Annotated in this window: 10 protein-coding genes; 5 read left to right on the top strand and 5 right to left on the bottom strand. The window is 53.2% G+C overall.

Annotation, left to right across the window (positions count from 1 at the left end; all coding sequences use genetic code 11):
• Nucleotides 1–4: 4 nt before the first annotated feature.
• Together AC1MDT_RS07195 and AC1MDT_RS07190 are read right to left on the bottom strand one after the other, a co-directional pair.
• A complete protein-coding gene (locus AC1MDT_RS07195) occupies nt 5–2788 on the bottom strand; it encodes a DISARM anti-phage system protein DrmE domain-containing protein (RefSeq protein WP_480421373.1) in 2784 nt (927 codons plus the stop codon).
• A gap of 1 nt (nt 2789) precedes the next feature.
• Nucleotides 2790–9248, bottom strand: coding sequence for a hypothetical protein (locus AC1MDT_RS07190; protein WP_480421372.1), 6459 nt, complete (start codon nt 9246–9248; stop codon nt 2790–2792).
• Between the two features lie 518 nt (nt 9249–9766).
• Between AC1MDT_RS07190 and AC1MDT_RS07185 the strand changes: the two genes are divergently transcribed.
• The 4 genes from AC1MDT_RS07185 to AC1MDT_RS07170 all read left to right on the top strand — a co-directional run bounded on the left by AC1MDT_RS07185 (nt 9767) and on the right by AC1MDT_RS07170 (nt 12975).
• Nucleotides 9767–10189, top strand: a complete 423-nt coding sequence (locus AC1MDT_RS07185; protein WP_480421371.1) for a hypothetical protein — start codon at nt 9767–9769, stop codon at nt 10187–10189.
• Nucleotides 10190–10487: 298 nt separating this feature from the next.
• Nucleotides 10488–11342 (top strand): hypothetical protein, encoded by an 855-nt coding sequence (locus AC1MDT_RS07180; protein ID WP_480421370.1) that lies wholly within the window; start codon nt 10488–10490, stop codon nt 11340–11342.
• A 452-nt stretch (nt 11343–11794) separates the two neighbouring features.
• Complete coding sequence (locus tag AC1MDT_RS07175) at nt 11795–12373, top strand: hypothetical protein (protein WP_480421369.1); 579 nt, start codon at nt 11795–11797, stop codon at nt 12371–12373.
• 236 nt (nt 12374–12609) lie between these two features.
• Nucleotides 12610–12975 carry a histone-like nucleoid-structuring protein, MvaT/MvaU family gene (locus tag AC1MDT_RS07170; protein WP_480421368.1) on the top strand — a complete coding sequence of 122 codons (366 nt, stop codon included), beginning with the start codon at nt 12610–12612 and terminating at the stop codon, nt 12973–12975.
• 34 nt (nt 12976–13009) lie between these two features.
• On the opposite strand, the gene AC1MDT_RS07165 is transcribed toward AC1MDT_RS07170, so the two are convergent.
• On the bottom strand, nt 13010–13654 hold the full coding sequence (locus AC1MDT_RS07165) for a DUF6988 family protein (protein WP_480421367.1): 645 nt from the start codon (nt 13652–13654) through the stop codon (nt 13010–13012).
• Between the two features lie 336 nt (nt 13655–13990).
• Between AC1MDT_RS07165 and AC1MDT_RS07160 the strand changes: the two genes are divergently transcribed.
• Nucleotides 13991–14518, top strand: coding sequence for a hypothetical protein (locus AC1MDT_RS07160; RefSeq protein WP_480421366.1), 528 nt, complete (start codon nt 13991–13993; stop codon nt 14516–14518).
• 429 nt (nt 14519–14947) lie between these two features.
• Here the strand turns inward: AC1MDT_RS07160 and AC1MDT_RS07155 are convergent, their stop codons facing one another.
• Nucleotides 14948–15379 carry a hypothetical protein gene (locus AC1MDT_RS07155; protein WP_480421365.1) on the bottom strand — a complete coding sequence of 144 codons (432 nt, stop codon included), beginning with the start codon at nt 15377–15379 and terminating at the stop codon, nt 14948–14950.
• Between the two features lie 261 nt (nt 15380–15640).
• The gene (locus AC1MDT_RS07150) at nt 15641–16276 is read right to left on the bottom strand and encodes an HAD family hydrolase (RefSeq protein ID WP_480421364.1); all 636 of its coding nucleotides are present in this window, start codon (nt 16274–16276) and stop codon (nt 15641–15643) included.
• Nucleotides 16277–16341 lie beyond the last annotated feature (65 nt).

The following is a 16341-nucleotide window of genomic DNA, read 5'->3' as shown; positions in this document are numbered from 1 at the left end:
GTCCTTAAGATTGCGTAGTTTCCAGATGTTTGCCGGCGTGATGGATGACAAGCAGTTTGTCCTCTTCATCCCAATCGAAGTGAATGCGCAGCGTGCGTGAAGGGTCGCGTGCGTTACCCAGACAAAAATGCCTATTGATATCCGCAGGTCGCCCCTTATATTTGCGATTGTCTGAAAACATCCCCATGGTCACATTCGACATCCGGGGATGAAACTCGATGCTTTCTTGCGTGAAGTGTTCGAGGACGTCGTGAAGCCGAACAGTTTTGTGCAGGTAATGGTCGTAAAGTCTCGTCGCCATCAGCGAAAGGCAGGCGCGAAATTTCTCGGTATCTCGGTATACCGAATCACGCATGGATTTAAGCGCGGGTATTGTCAGAAGGATGCGCTCTGGGTGCTGCGAGAGGATGCTCTTCGCTACCTCGCTCAACCCCTCGTCTTTGGTGGCAACCAAGCGAGCGGTCGACACCCGAACGGAGGTCACAGTGGCGATTTCAATCATGTCGTCGAACGCGTGGCCATCGATCGTCAGTTCGCCGATTGTGATGGTCGCTGCACCCTTGCCTCGATCCAGAAGCGCCTTGCGCAATTGTCTGCCCACTTGCTGGTGAGCACTGCGCAGTTGCTCAATCGCGTTCGATACATAACCCGCGGCGGTCTCTGGCTGCTTCAAACCTGCCAAGCGAGCAAACACCAAAACAGCTGTGCGATCTCGAGGGCCATAGACGTTGTGTCGGTACCAATTGGAGACGGTGGCATCGCTGACAATGACATTCTCTTTTTTCAGATGAACCTGCACCTGGGATGGGTTCAGGCGAGCTGAGACAGCCTCTACCATCGATTTCCAGCGCTCGGCAACGCGAATGAATTGCTGCATGCCCTCGGATAACGCGAGCATTTCGAACAGCTTGTCCTGCGTCGCCAACCGCTCTTCGGTGTACCTGAGCAGAATGATCTGGTCACCATCCTCCAGTCGCTCCGGGAAAGTAGGGTGAATGTCCTCGTTTCTTAGCACCAGAACCGGACGAGTTTTGCTCCAGGGTAGCGGGGCGTCTGACTGGGCTGTATAGATCCAGACAAGGTTTGGACTGAGAACTTCTCCGTCCTGAACTTTTTGGGTGGGTTCTGTCGGCTGCTCAAGCAAGAGCTCCATCCAATTGTCAAACTCCACCTTGAGCGGCACCACTGCATGATGCTTTCGGGGAGGGTATTCGCTGTAATCGGCGCAAGGAGTGACAACAAACGGCAAGGGCTGTGCGAGGGTGTCGCGATCAAAGCATCGGTCATCGTTCCAGCCAAGCTGCCAATGCTTGAGTTTATCGCCTGTGTCCAGGCTCGCGGCACCATGCTCCTGCCACCAACGGTGCAGCGCTCGCTCTACATGATTTTTTTCGTAGCCATACACCGGAATCGTGAGTTTTTTGCATGGCGTAGCCAACCAATGCTGACGCGAAGGCCACAGCATGCCGGTGATTACGACTTCATCGATATCACGGCGCGATTGCCGATACGCTTTAACTCCGTCCATCGCCATAATCTGAACCGTATCAGTCCAGTCTGGATCGAGAGTGGTGTCCAGCCAGTTCCCAAGCGCTGTCACCTCATGAGGGCTCCCGCATAACACGAGGACTTTGCGCTTTGACTCTCGGCACGTCTGCAGGTAATGACGTAGCCAGCCCGCCTTGCCCGACACCGCTTGCATCATCAGCTCTTGATGTTCGCAGAACTGCTTGATCAGGTTGCGTGAGCCCATTTCCGTTTCGCCGTACTGACAACTTCCCTGGGTTGCAATTTCAAGCCAGCGGTGCAGGCAGTGAATGGGAAACAGGCCAGGGCGTGTCGCCGCTTGCAACGCATCTTCCAGATAGGTGAGGGGCACGGATAGCTCATTCAGTCCGCGAAAGACTTTTCCAATGATTGCCAACCGTTCTTTGAGCACCGGATCTTTGGATCGCTCAAGCTCTCGTCGCAACACGAAGAAACGCGCTGCAAGGTTCTCCAGTGCCGCATTCGCGACATCATCGCCTATCAGCGCTTGATGGACGGTTACACCCTCTGCTGGTTGCGGGCCAAGTGCGGCCATGTCCGCCAGTCGCATTATCCAGAGTTGGGTGCGAGTTCGGTTTGTTCGCATTTTGGCGATCGAATCCCCGTCCCCTAGCGACAGCAGCGTGATACGAGGTATTCGCGCAAAACACTCTTCAAGCGCCATATCGACTGCCCAGGCATTATCATTACCACCACGCGTGCCATCCACTACTAGGACGAAGGGGCGGCTGCCCTTGCTGATAATGTCAGTGAGCTCCATCAAATCAGAAGAGCCATCGACGACCAGCGTGTGCGAGGTATGGCCGACCCTGCGTTCTTTCAGATTGGCAGGACGCAGCCCGCGAGCGTGTAACGCAGCCACGCGCGACAAATCCTGAACGCCCTGACGTGGCCTGGAAATGAATACAATGTCCGGGCTCTGCTCAACATTTGCGGGATTGAGCCAAGGCGCGCGAATACCCCCTTGAAGCGCATCCAGCCGGATGCGATGCAAATAGATTATAAGCCGCGTGATGCCCTCTGCACTGAGCACAGGCAAAGCGAGGGCCACGGACTGTCCGTATTTCAAGGCACGCCCCGCCAGACCAAAGCTCGCGGCTTCAGCAACACTTGGAGGGGTAAGCCCAACTGACGTCCAGGCCTGGGACGCGGGTTCCAGCAGATCGCTGGCAGGAACGGCTCCCCAGCCGTCCTGCAGCGCCATCAGCCATCCGGCTGGGCTTGCGATTTCCTTGGCCATGTCAGGCTTTGACTTCCTGTGCGGATTTGGCCAACAACCCCGTTCTGATACTGGCGGGCACCTTATAGACATTCTTCTTGTTTTTTTCCGGCGCGATCAGGCGCAGGCGTGAAAGCCAGCGCAGCGCTTCCTGAGGTTTCACATCCGGGTACTGATCCATGAGGTGCAACTCAATGTCGTCTGCATCAAATTGTTTTTGCTCGCTAACCGCACTCAGAACAGTCCGTGCCCACGGCACCTCGGAAATGCCAGTCTTAACCAGAAACTCCTCCATGCTTTTGGGCTTGGCTTGCAAGAGCGACTGATAGGACTGGCCGAAGGAATGGATGCGCTCGACGTCCGGTTTTTTCTTTTTTGCCTCCAGCAGGCGATCCAGTGAGAAGTACCAGCCCTGGCTGTAGGTTGCGAGGGTATCGACGGACGTCGAGGTGTTTTCCAAGCCCAATTTGTTGAGAAGGTGCACCAGCGCAGTCTTCTTCCACACATCCAATGCAACGAAAGGTTGCATCAGTTCGCGCCCTGACGTCAGCTCCGAGTGAGTTTCCCACTGCCAGAGTGCTTTCGGCGTCATGAGAAAAATCACGCGCACGCGGTTACGTTTGGAGTTGATGTTGAGCCGCGCCTCATGCGCAACATCGAGCAAGTCGAGGGTTTTGCTAACTGGCTGATCACCGGTGAGTTCTACAAACAGCATGATGTGCTTGGTAAGCGCCTGCACCCCCAGGATGCTGTCATTGATCAATTTCTTGAAATCACTGGCGCTACCCAACTCGGTATCTTTTTTCAGGGCCGGCTGGTAACGGCCGAACGAATTGGCATTGATCACTGGCTCCTCTTCACCAATGGCAAGCAGCGACTCCACCATCCATGTCGAGTTTAAACCCAAGGCCTCAGACCCAGTGATAATGCCGACGGAATAGTTGGAGGAACGGGCCTCTACCGAACTCTTTGTAGACCTCTCAATTTTCTCTTCACTGATGAGGAGCTTTTCGTCTCGCAGGGTTAACGGGGAAGGGCGTAGAGCTTTTTCAGGAAACGCATGTGCAGACAGCGGATCGCTCTCATTGATGGCATCGAGTGCATCAAGCAGTTTGTCTTCGATCTTCTTCTGCGGCCCACCTACCAGATTCATGATGTTGGCGTTGCGCAGCGCGTATTCCTTGCCCCCTTCAGTGCGACGCATGTACTGCAACACACCCAGACCGCAAAGCTCGTCAAGGAACGCCTCGAACAGCGCCTCGGTCATGGGTTCGAAAATTTCGGGGGCCCACTCCTCAACGATTGCCTTGGCGCGGCTTGGAGAGAAGCTGCTGGTGCTATGCGCGATCAGGCTGTAGGCAATTAGCTTGTATCGCAAGTCGAGGTTGAGCGTGATATCAAAACGATCACATATCAACTGACGAATGCCGGGATCCTTTCGAATCTGCTCGATGTCGTCCGCGGTGATGGTCAGGCTGCCAATACGGTTCTGGTGTCGCGCGCTCAGGCTCTGGATCAGCTCGTGGCATACGATGTGAATCAATCCCGGATGACGGTTGGTCTCTACCAGGATGCGGTTGATCAATAGTGGATTTTCGAACTCATAGCCGAGGTATCCCAAGGGTTCGCGGATCAGTTGGACGGCTTCCATTGGCGTCATGATCGACACTTGAATGGCGCTTCCTAGCTGGTGCAGTGGGTAGTTGGGGGCATCCGCAAAGCGGCGCACGTTTTCCAGCCCGGCAATCACTACCTTGAATCGGCCATTGCTATTGTTTACCAGTCCGCTCAATTCCCGGAAAATACGGAAGCCGTTGGCAGCATCCAGCCCCAAGATCGGATCGATCTCATCGAGGCATACCATGAGAGCATCGGGGTTTTCTCGATGAAAATACTCTTGGAGCTCTGCCACCATGCCAGCGGTATCGAGGCCGTAGCTACCCTTAATGAGCCTGCTGTTCACCGCATCGCTATAGATGGTTTTCCATACATGTTTGCGATGCTTCTCAAGCTCATCGCCCGAGAGGTTGGCACGATCAAGGTTGCCGTCCATTTGATGAAGAAAGGCATGATGGTGTTGCTCAGGGTTGTGAAAACGACGCTGGGTCTCATGAAGCAGCGTCGTCTTGCCCAACTGGCGACCGCCAAAGATCATGGCGGCACCATTGCGCATGGTGGTGAGCATCTTGATGTCGTTCTGACGACCGTAGCGCATCTCCGGCGGCGCGGGCTGCATCTGGTTGCCCGTATATGGATTGAAGAATGTCCAAGGCAGACTCAGCTGCAGGAATGTTTTTAGACGATCAGCTTCAGAAACATTCAAGCCAGCCAGCATGGCCAGCAATACCGGATCAACATGAAAGAGTGTGTGCTTTTCGCGTTTGGAGAAGCGGGCAAGCTCGTTGCGCTCATCATTGGAGAGATCTCTCCCGGAAATCAGGATGGTTCTGTCGTGCAGAAACTGAGTTTGCTCAGTCAACAGTGCGTTCAGGTCGGCGACCGTCCACTCGCCTGCCGCAATCAAAACATTGATCGCCTGTGCTTCCGATTTCTGGTTGAAGAAGACGATACCTCGTCCGGTATCGCGTCGCTTCACTGGCATGGCCAAGCGACAGAATTTGTTATGCGTCGTGAAACCCGTTTTATTCGGTATGGAGTTGTCGAAGGTCGATGTTGATGCTTCAAGGCCCAGCGCATACAGCACACTTACCAGTTCCTCATAGGTTGCCTTGTCCAGCGATTTGATGCGCTGGCGCAAACCAACGAGATTCTCAATGGCATGTTTGGCGTAGTTGGGGAGCGTACTTAACGCCAGCCCTTCAATTTCCTCGCTTCCAAGATGGCGAATGACCTCCCTGGGGTTATGATTAGCGCTCAGGGCCTTGTATAGCTGCGGTTCAATCCTCAAAAACTGTTTCAAAAGCTCTGTGCCGGCTTCTACAGGGCCTACCAGCGAGCTTCCGTTCTCCAGTGAATGCTTAAGGTGCTCCAGCATCTCCTCGACAACCGTGGTGTCATGCGCGTGCAGGGCAGACTGAACCTGTTCCAGCCAGTACGCAGGCACCCAGTCCATCCCGCGATCTACCAAGGCCTGGTTTACCAGGCCATCCAGCATCTCTCGCAGCTTTTGTTTTTTTGCGGTGAACTTGGCAACGATGCTCGATTCAAGCTCATCAAGATTGTCATGTATCTCGCAAAGATCATCGAGCATTCGCAGTCCTTTGAGCTGATCCTGCAGGTGCTCAAGCTCGCCGCGGAGCTGGTAGTGGCGCTCGTCATCGATAAGCGAGGCAACGTTGGCGTTGTCCAGCAACCCTTTCATTTCCACGCTGCGGTTGTTGCAACGGTGTACCTCTTCAGTAAATAAACGCTTGATGGCCTCGATCTTTTCTCCCGCAGGCTCAAGGGTTCGCTCTTGGTGATGAAGAGTTAGCAGCAGCGCATGACGGAAATTTTTGCGCTCGAGGGCCTGCTCACTCAGCGTAACTTCGTCGAATCCTCTTTCCAGCAATGAACTTAGCAGCGCTATCTGCTGGTCTGCCTCATGGGCCTCAAGCGTAGCGAGCCACTCGTTCGGCCACGCCAACCAGCTGTTGATGCGTGTGCCTTCCCAGTTCAGGTCATCCTGACTTTCAGCGACGCGGCTGATGTCACTCAACACTTTCTGCACGAGATGCAACCCAGCAAGTTGCTCAGGGTCATCGGTGCGAGCCAGACGGTCACTGACATGACTCAGCGCCGTGGCCACCATTGTCAGGAATCGAGGTGCGAACTTGTTGAGTTCATCGTTGCGCTGGCTCTGTTGCGCATGCCCCTCGATCCACAAGTCGGCGATGGCGACCACATCGTCGAGCGTGCGCAGGAACCAGTTACGTGCGTTACCCTCGATCTGGGGCGCTGCTGTGCTCTCGCTCATCACCTTGAGGATTTCGGAGTGCATCAGGCGACTCTGTTCTTCCTGGTCACGATATTTTTCAGCAAAGTCCCGAACTTCATTCAGCGCCGATGCATCGTTCTTGGTGATGCTTTGATAAACCAGATCAAATTCGTCGTGCGCAAGGCACTCTTTCATAGCTTTACGCGCTGGTGCCCAGCCTGTCAGTTTGTTCTGGATCCGGTCGTGCCATTCGACAAGGCGCGCAGCAAGGCGAGTACGCACCTCTTTGTCATTGCTGGTGGGTAGTGCACGTAAGGTGTCCAGATCAAGTCGAAGGTTGTGACTGGAAAAGTCGACCACCTCCTCGATGAGGCGAAGGATCGGGCCGTCGAAATTGCTGGCTACCGACGCCAACAGGCGGGGTGCATTCGTCATATGCCCACAGCACAGCGTTGGCTGAAACGCAGCGGCAAAGACCAGATAGGGGACAACGCGTCCGCCTGGACGACGATAGATCCACGTTTCAATGATTTCGGCTGAAAGCTGGTTCGTGCTCTGCTGGACACGGCTTACGCTACCCGTGTCGCCGCGCCACACATGCATGCCGTGGTAAGCCGCCTGAACCAAGGGCAACGACAATAGCTCGCCTGATAGACCCATCCGACCCGCGACTTCCAGCGTCTTGCTGGCGAGTGGAAGTTGGCCCTGCTTAATCCAGAGCATCGCGATGTTTTCCACGGCAATGGCCGGGATAGCATCCATGGACTGCTTACAGAGCTCGAATCGTTCACACGCTTCGCTCGGCGTGCGTAGATATTGGGAGACGTTTATCCCTTCTTCCAGCTCATCGGCGTGTGTCTCTATCAAAGCGTCAGGTGTTGCCAGATGCTCAGACGACTCTGTACTTGCGATATCTTGCAGGTCGGATGACGATTCATGCTCCAGCGCCGTTTCCGCTTGGACAAATAGCTCGGACTCGAATGTAGCCGGCAGCGCTGTGAGTGAGGACGGTTCACTTGCGTCGGGCCCTTCTGTTTCAAGGACATCAATATTATCCGGCTCGGACATACCGATATCAGCCTCTACTGCGGCGTGGTGCGCCATTTTCAGGGTTTCGGAATCATCGAGCCGCCGTTCTGTAACGGAATCAGTCCGCGCCGGCGCATTCGACCACGCTTCAAGGGCGGCCTTTGCACTCGGGTGGTAGCTTTCTGGATTAAGGGTAACGTCATGCCCTTCAGGCAAAGAGCCAACGTCCATCCCCGGAGGCAGCAGAAGCTCAAAGCCATCCTGTTCAGCCTCCTGATGGTGTCGTTTGCTTTGTACCTGCTGTTCTTCTGCCTGGGTGATACTGGTGCGCAGCTCGCTCTTTTCGCGAAAGCTTGCTGCTTTGAGTCTTTCGTTGAGGCCGGCAAGGTCAGCCTCGACCGACAATCGCCTGGTCTGCGCCGTGCTAAGGCGCACTTGAACATCTTCTGATCCGACCTGACGCTCGACCGTTACGTCCCTCAACAGAGTTTCGGGAATGTCTTCCATTAGAATGGTATTGAAGTAACTGAGCCACGCCGAACGGAAGGCAGCGATGAACTCGTGATTGTCAAAATCGGGCAGGGATAGGTTACGGCCGATCGCTTCCAGAACGTGGATACACTCTCCTAAGATCCTGCGGATGGCATCCTCGCCGAGCGAATATTCCTGCTTGATTCGGGGCAGGTTTGCGGCGATAAGTGCTTCGATCTGTTCGGCGTAATCAATGTTGCCCGCATCTGCCTGAGCTCGCTGAGCAATCTGCAAAAGCTCACTGTAGAGGTCGAAGAGACTCAAAGGGGTAGCCCCTTCAATTCCAGCTGCGTTTGAATCCGCCTCTACACTGGCCTCAGACGGGTGCTCTTTTGCAGCCTTTGCGTCTTTAAGCACCTCGGTGTAATAGCCCATCAGAGCTGGCTGCTGGCTGAGAAACAGCGCAAATATCTCATCACCGAACAGGGACATGCACGCGAACGCGCCGTCGGCCAAGTTCTGCCGTGAGTTGCTGTCCAGCACGTCCCAATCGATCAGCTTATCTAGCACAAGGCCCGCGATGCCGGCGAACTGTGGATACCAGGAACGATCATTGATGAACGCTTTTTGCGCAGGGGTGGTCTTGAGTGTTTGTAACCAGGCCAGACGAGGCTCGGCCATTGCCTGCAACGCGTCCCGGTCTTCCTGCGAGAGTTCGTTATATCGGTGAGCGGCAGCCCCTGCAGTATCAAACCAGGAGTTGTCTATTCTGCGAAAAACCACCATTTCCCAGCTGCGAAAACCCGCAGAAGATTTTTGCTTCCTTTTCACGATCTGCCGCATGAGCAACAGGTCATTAATCAGCAACAGCATTCGCCCGGAAGGTTTGTGCTGAAAATCCATCGGACGCGCACCAGGCTTGTGTTTGGCCGCTTCAGCACGGCGATCCAAACGAGACAGCCCAAGCATTCGATCGAGCACGGAAGGGTCCCGTAAGCCTGTCGTAGGATTCAAAAGCGTTTGATCGGGGAACCCAGGGACGCCAGCCTCGAACTGATCAATAAAGGAATGATCGACTGCAATTTCGAAAATGAGATTTGGCATGAGATTTCCATATCATCAAAAGTGATAATTCAGCGTTCTTAAAGGCGTGCGAATTAGTGAGTACCAAAAGCGCAACGACCGAGAAAACGTTTAGAACAGCATGACTCAGTAGGAGCCGCGCATAATGAGTGGCACAACGCTACTACATTGGCGGTATCGGATCTAGCAGCGCCGAAGTTATTTCGTCTGCATCCTAGGTGGGCACCTTTGACCCACATGCACTGTGCTGAGCGGCCGGCAGACCAACGCGATCACTCTTAGCGAGAACTTAGTCGCATTGGACTTTAGTCGTAAAATGGGCCGGCCGCCCAAAGCGTGAAATGACGGCTTTCAAAAACTAATACAACGTTCACACGTCAGACTGGCAGCGGCCTGGCCATACAGACGGTGATGACGGCCGACTGATTAATCCCTCAGGGAGACAGGTTGTTTAGCTTCAAGGCAGCGTATCGGGCCCTATTGCAAATTTTGAAGCGCCAAGTAGATTCTTGCTGCGTGCCATCCAACAGGGAAAACCGATGAAGTTCAGGCACTATTTCGATCCGATCCTGCCTTCCAAAGCCCAAGCAGTCGGCGTAAGCCGCATGGTCACGCTCAATACGATTGGTCATACCGTCATGGCCGTGGCGGGGAGCAAGGTCATTACCTTTGTGGTGACGCCAGCGCTTGCCTGGGTGGCGCTCGCGATGGTTGTCTTCGTCGCGCTGTGCACAGGGAGGGAATACGGCCGCCACGTCGACGATATTCTGAAAAATACAAGCGCCTGGGGGTTGGTGAAGCTGGTAGCCCGCGCCTGGCAGTTTTGGGTCGCCTGTATGTTCTTGTCTGGGCTTGCGGCTGGCACCGTACTTTGGCAAGAGCTGGACACCTGGAAATCACTGATCTCTTGGATTGGGGCTGCAGGACTGGCGTTCGAGCTTTTTGTTAGACGGAAATCCTGAACCTCTTCATCCGCGTGTGCTGTATTCATCTGCGCTACCCACGACCGCATTCAGGTGCCATCACAGATGGAAAGGGCAGAAGCACTCAACATCAGCATGAAAAAAGGAGATCACGCATCTACAAGCGGCAAGCGTTAGACCGAAGATCTGAGGCCGGACGCTAACGCATGAGAAACCATGCTTCTAGACCTTGGTATCTCGCCGGTAGATAGAAACTGTCACACCAATGGTCACGTACGTCACTGATAAATGTAATTCAATAGTCTTTTAATAACGGTTTCTAGATTCCTTTGGGGAAATGATGGCGAAGGCTTGTAATGAAATTCTAAATGACGTGCTGACTGATTGCATCAATCTCCCTGCGACTGAAAACGTGGTAGTGCCATGGGCGTCGAGTCATGCATTGAATGGTGGCGGCCGGTTGTACGCAATTGCTGCGATAACAAACAAAAGCTTGGGTGTTGCACGCACCCAAAAGGGAAAAATCAACCTGTATTATGGCGAGGGGACTGCCGGTAACTGGTTTGCTAAAGTTATTCCAACGTGGGAGTCGGCGCTGTATACCGCGCTAGTGGGGATGTTCATTATGCCCGTACTTCATCATGGAAACTCATTCGATCACGTAATTATGCTGATCGCTTCTTTGATCGGAGCTATTGCCCTAGTACCTCGCGCATTGATGGGAATGGAAGTTCACGGAATGGTCAGTGGTGCCAGCGCAAGAAGTTATTACGCCAGCGCCCACATGGCCAATATCGCAGGGGCAGCCCTTAGCTTGGGTGGCGTATGGGCGGGACTGGTCTTTGTATTTTCTGCACATGATGCGTCAGTCCACAACGTCAACTCAGTATTTGGTTACTTGATACAGGCCCAATTCTGGTTGGGGCCGCTCGATCTTGCGGAAGCAACTGTGACGTATTCCTTATTCATTATGCCAGCGGCTTTCTTTTTTTGGCATGGCGGGTACAACCGGCAGGGAATTGAGCATACAGCGGCCGCGCTTGATAACATGCAATATCATCCCGGCGAGATAAAAGCCCTGATTGAGCATAGTGGGCTGTTTCAGATCAGCAATATAGGAAGAGTTGGGGCGGTGAGAGTAATGTTTGTAGCTGTGATTGTGGCGTTGTTGGCGATCAAGTACATATCCTAGATTAGCCAACAAAGCGGCCTGGGAACCTAGGTCGCTTTTTAATTACATCTGGGGCTAATGGCATTCATCGGCGCTTTGCAATGTCTTCCGCTTTCAGGTTCGACAATACCGAGCTCCGTCTACATACAAGCTAGCCACTGCACACCCAAAGCAATGAGGTCACGGTGCCGCATGGTGGCTGTTCACTCGGCGAAGGTACTCAAGCCTCGCTCATTCATGCCGGTAACCGTACTCAGAAACCGCTCTAATCGCACGCAGAACGTGGTTTACCAGCGTTAACGCTGCTGCTAGACAACAACGTCTATACACAGTTCGGGCTGGTCGCGATCGGCGTCAAAAGGGTGTTCGTGCTCTGCTTAGAATGAAAGTGATAGCATATGGACATCGCCGCCCAAGGTATGTGGCGGGCCGCACTGCGGCATCCTACGAAGCGTAGTTAACAAGGACAACCCATGCGACTCTCGCAGATTTTATCCCAACTGAAGCTGCCGGCCGCCCTGTTGGCCATAGGCCTCTCCACTGCGTGCAGCTCTAACTACCACTATAAGGATTACCAGGGCGATTGGATGCCGGAGTCGATGACTCCATTCGACGTGTCTGATCACTCAGCCAATGCGCCGGTAGTGTATTTCGCGACCACTCGATATCGTGAGCTGGGTGTACCGTTCCACCGACTGTTGCTGGCGACACACGTGGATGATCAATTGCTGGAAGGCGCCGGACGTCGCTCAATTCTGGACGTTTCTGGCAAGCAGGCACTTCGGCTGACACCGGGTAGGCACTCATTGACTTGGTGCTGGGCATCCATGAATGCACTGGGTACGGGCGGCGCCCAATGCGGCTTCAGTGCCCGGGATGTCGAATTTCGCGCAGGTCAGCGCTACGTAGTGGATTTCTCGACCCGAGGCGACATCAAAGGGCCTCCGGGACGCGAAGTGTCGACCATCACCATCAAATCCGAGATACGAAATCTGGATACCCAAGAAGTAGTCTATCCACTTCCCGAGGTCGCGCAGACAAAAGAAGAATAGCGACTGTGCATCATCACTACTCAGGTGATCCGGGATGAAAAAATGATTGAAGCGGGTAGCGCAAGCCGTCGCGCTGAACTCTAATCGCCGGGTGTTCAAGCAAGCCATTGTCATTAATTCTAAAGTTAAAAGGCGATTCGGGCCGGGTAATAACTGGATAACCTGGCCTCCAGTGGCAATGCTATAGTCTCACTACAGACATGATCTATGATTCGAAAAACCCGAGGAGAAAACAAATGTCAAAACTTGCAGAGTTCCGCCAGCTTGAGCAACACCTTGCCGAGCAAATCAAGGCGCTTGAAGCTTTGAAAGGCGATGCTGGCCTGCAACAAGAAATCGAGTTTGAAAGCAAATTGCGGACTCTCTTGGGTGAGTACAGCAAGAGCTTGAAAGACGTGGTCTCGATTCTGGATCCTCAGACATCCACACGCAAAATTTCCGCGACACCTGCGAAGTCTGTGCGCAAGACACGGGCCACGAAGATCTACAAGAACCCACACAATGGGGAAATGGTTGAGACGAAAGGTGGGAATCACCGGACGTTGAACGAGTGGAAAAAAGAGTACGGCGCGGACGCGGTGAAATCCTGGCAAGCGCAATGAGTTAGTTTTGAAAAGGGCCGAAAGGCCCTTTTGTTTAAAGCTCTTTGTCCTGAGGAAGGGGTGAAATCAGACCGGGTAGTACCTCGTGATACTTTTCCTGCATGGCCCTCACAACCCCTTTGAAACTCGGCTCTCCCGATAGAATGACTCCCAGCTGCAAAACCATGATGTTCAGTCCATTGGAGTTTCTAATGGCACCATCAATCAGTCCTGCCGGGTAGCCCTCTGCGTGCCTACGCAGGGGATGGATGCCGCTATGAACAAACGAATTCATCGCGTGCCAATTCACTTCCTTGAAATTCAGCAGCATTCTTGACGCTTGCACTGGAGCCTTCTCAATGACCTGGTCAAGCATGGCGGAAAACATGGGCATCTTCTTCGCGCAATGCTCAGCCTCGATGGTCAACGCCGACGACAGTGTTTCAACCTGAAGATCGGTAGCGGCATACAGCAACCATACGCCTCTGGTCAGGGCTTCATATTGCAACCGCAGCAAAGAGAGCGCCGATGTGAAACATTGTGTTCTGATCAACAGACGCAGACTCAACGCGTGCTCCAGCGCCATGCCACACGCGACCAACGCGACCTCATGACGTATGCCGGGAAAGGCTTCTACGCGTTCCAGCAACGCCAAAATCTCGATGTGGAGCTCGTCTGAGCGGTTCAACAAATCGTCCATGTGTGCAGTTGTCCTTTGGATGCGAAGGCTGTGGCCCATCGTCTGTGTCTACGGTTTGGCCGCCAGCATCACTGGGAGCTCAAACGCATCGTCCACTCTTTTTTCGGTGATGTCATCGCCATTGTCCTGCGACTTATTACGAAAAGTAGGGGGGGAAGGTCGATGATTTCATAAGCGTCATCGACGTTGGCAAGCCCCGGCTTGAATGTATGGATATGTTCTCCCTGTATTTGTCGGGTTTGCGCAGACCTCAGCATCTCGGCCGATCGCTTGGAATTATTAGGTACGCGCAGTGTTTCTGGCTATGCTGTGATTTGTGCACATACGGGGCTAGATATGCGGTTAAGCAAAAAAGGCTTTTACGCGATTTCTGTTTTATTTGCGCTAGGCGGAGCATTCATATTCGGGCAGCTCTGCCTGTCTAGTCGTCAGCCCGGCCCATTCGGGTATCGCGAAGCAAGCATTCAAACCATGCATGGAAAGTTGGTCTTTGCGATTGCGCCCGGCCCGAGACAGTATCCTGTGACTCAATACCTGTTTGAAGACACTCAAACGGGAAAGCTCAAGAAACTTTATGACCTTTTCACCAGCGACTCGATTAGGTTCGACAGGGATAAAGGCAAAATATTTGACCTATCTATTATAAATGACCAAATTCTGATTTGTGGTCTGGATGGCCAAGAGCTCTGTTCTGCAAAATGCGCTTCCCCGCCGCAATGCGAAGCTTTGAAGCTAAGAGTTTCCGCCGCCAGGGAGGGTCGATATTGGCGGGATGATGTAGTTTATCTTGTGCTTTTAGGTGTCTTATATTTTTTTAAAGTGTGGAGGAGCAGAACTTTGCGTCAAACTCCTCAGCTGCCGTGAAGTCAGAAAGTAAATTAATATCGATCAGTTTTCGGGGCAGACATACGTACCTATTTAAGAGCTTCTAGCCAGGTCTGGATCAGAATTTGTATTCACGAAAACGGAAAGGATTTTGAAAGGGAAGGGGTAACTGGTTGCTGCGGTAAAGACAAAGGTCAGAAGGACGGTATGAAGAGCGACTAATTGCCCGCATGTCTTTTGTCTGTGATGGCTCAGGCGGCCTACGTTGGCTAGAGCGGAGTTTTCCTGGCGGCGAAAGTGGGCCGGTAAACTTACGAATAAAGCGGCTAGGGTACGGGCGCTGCGGTTCGTTTATGGCCTTCCTCGAAGCGGATGCTACCTCTAGGAAGACAGCACCCCGGCCGTTTGTTAGATAGCTGTGCGATAGCTGAATATCAGCGGTGTCATCAGGATAAGCCAGCAGCCCTGCTAGCTTGGGACGCCATCAGACGCACTTACATATTCGAAGGCCCACCTCAAACGCTCCTCGAAATCAGGCCAATAATTCTGGTATCTATTATAATCGAGGGTCAGCGCATTCTTGAGCTCTTCGGATTTCAATGCTGGCCAAGCGGCTATGAATCGTGAATCCCAGTCTGGAGCACTCACGAGCAATTTGGCCAGCTTGTCATCAACGCCAACTATACAGAGCAGGAGTTCTTTCCCGTGATTCTGCCAAAATGTCTCTGCTCCGGTTTTGTCGATTAGAGCATCTACGATACGTAAAATACGGCCGATGTGTTGGAAGTCGGAGAGACTCGTGGAGTCTTCGCCCGAGCTGAGGTCATAAACTGCTATCTGAACTGCCTTGAGAGAGTCAGCGACGCCTAAAAGTTCGACGTGGATATTAACGTCTTGCATGATTTAGCTCTTTATTGTTGTTATTGATTGAATGCTATCATGGACGAATAATTGCTTACAAAACCTTTCGGCTTGACATTGCTTTGGCTTTAGTTATATGTCGACTAGTCATCGGGCGGTGATGAAAGGGGTCTAAAACTGGGGCAGGGTATTAATAGTTTTTGATCGCAGCCTGTCCTGAGGGCCAACTACTACAGCTCAGCGTGGCGGTGCTCTTGCCCGGATCATCAACATGCCGATATCAATGAAATCGGCATGTTCTTACTTCGAGTTTTGTTTCAAAACGGCCTCAGCAAATTCGACAAGGCTGCTGAAGTCACCCGCACCGGTTCTATTGAGAAGAAAACCTCGCACGCCTGCTGCGCGTGCCCCTGCTTTATCGCATTTAGGCGAGTCGCCGATCATCAACACGCGATCCGAACCGAAATAGTCGTCAGCCCGGGCTCCCGCAAGCTCACACGTAGCACGGTAGATACGCTTGTCCGGCTTCATCATCCCCAACTGAAAGCTGAAGCCGTACGCATCCAGGTTCGGATACAGCCGCTTTAACGGGGTTGCGTATGGAGCTGCAAGGTTGGAGCAAACAGCTACTCGCACACCCTCTCGCTGCAAGAGTTCGACGGCCCTAAGGCCATCCTCAAAAGCGTGGATATTCGCTAATTCCGCGTCAAGCGCTTGCTGAATCTCAGCCATATGGTCAGGCTCAATTTTGACCCCAAAATAGTCGGCTGCCTGCTGTAGATCGAGCGTCTGAGTCAGTAGCGCGTGAAGATCGTCGGGCTTGGGCCTGCGGCCTTGGCGGATGCCCGCCTTCAAAATTTGGCGGTAAGGATGTACGCCGTTTGATATCTGGAGGAGGGTGCCGAAGGCATCGAAGAGGACAGTGTTGTAGGGCATGTTTGGCTCTATTCCATGCGTGCGCTGAAAGTTGAATCGAGGGCAATCGCCCGGGCAGCATACCC

This window comes from Pseudomonas sp. ASL7, assembly GCF_056680375.1.
The sequence above is the reverse complement of the archived record's forward strand: the minus strand, read 5'-3'. Positions and strand labels throughout refer to the sequence as shown.

Excerpts from the sequence above, each read along its gene's own strand:
- AC1MDT_RS07170 (WP_480421368.1), top strand. The coding sequence starts at position 12,610 with ATGTCAAAACTTGCAGAGTTCCGCCAGCTTGAGCAACACCTTGCCGAG.
- AC1MDT_RS07160 (WP_480421366.1), top strand. The coding sequence starts at position 13,991 with ATGCGGTTAAGCAAAAAAGGCTTTTACGCGATTTCTGTTTTATTTGCG.
- AC1MDT_RS07185 (WP_480421371.1), top strand. The coding sequence starts at position 9,767 with ATGAAGTTCAGGCACTATTTCGATCCGATCCTGCCTTCCAAAGCCCAA.
- AC1MDT_RS07195 (WP_480421373.1), bottom strand. The coding sequence starts at position 2,788 with ATGGCCAAGGAAATCGCAAGCCCAGCCGGATGGCTGATGGCGCTGCAG.
- AC1MDT_RS07180 (WP_480421370.1), top strand. The coding sequence starts at position 10,488 with ATGATGGCGAAGGCTTGTAATGAAATTCTAAATGACGTGCTGACTGAT.
- AC1MDT_RS07165 (WP_480421367.1), bottom strand. The coding sequence starts at position 13,654 with ATGGACGATTTGTTGAACCGCTCAGACGAGCTCCACATCGAGATTTTG.
- AC1MDT_RS07175 (WP_480421369.1), top strand. The coding sequence starts at position 11,795 with ATGCGACTCTCGCAGATTTTATCCCAACTGAAGCTGCCGGCCGCCCTG.
- AC1MDT_RS07150 (WP_480421364.1), bottom strand. The coding sequence starts at position 16,276 with ATGCCCTACAACACTGTCCTCTTCGATGCCTTCGGCACCCTCCTCCAG.
- AC1MDT_RS07190 (WP_480421372.1), bottom strand. The coding sequence starts at position 9,248 with ATGCCAAATCTCATTTTCGAAATTGCAGTCGATCATTCCTTTATTGAT.
- AC1MDT_RS07155 (WP_480421365.1), bottom strand. The coding sequence starts at position 15,379 with ATGCAAGACGTTAATATCCACGTCGAACTTTTAGGCGTCGCTGACTCT.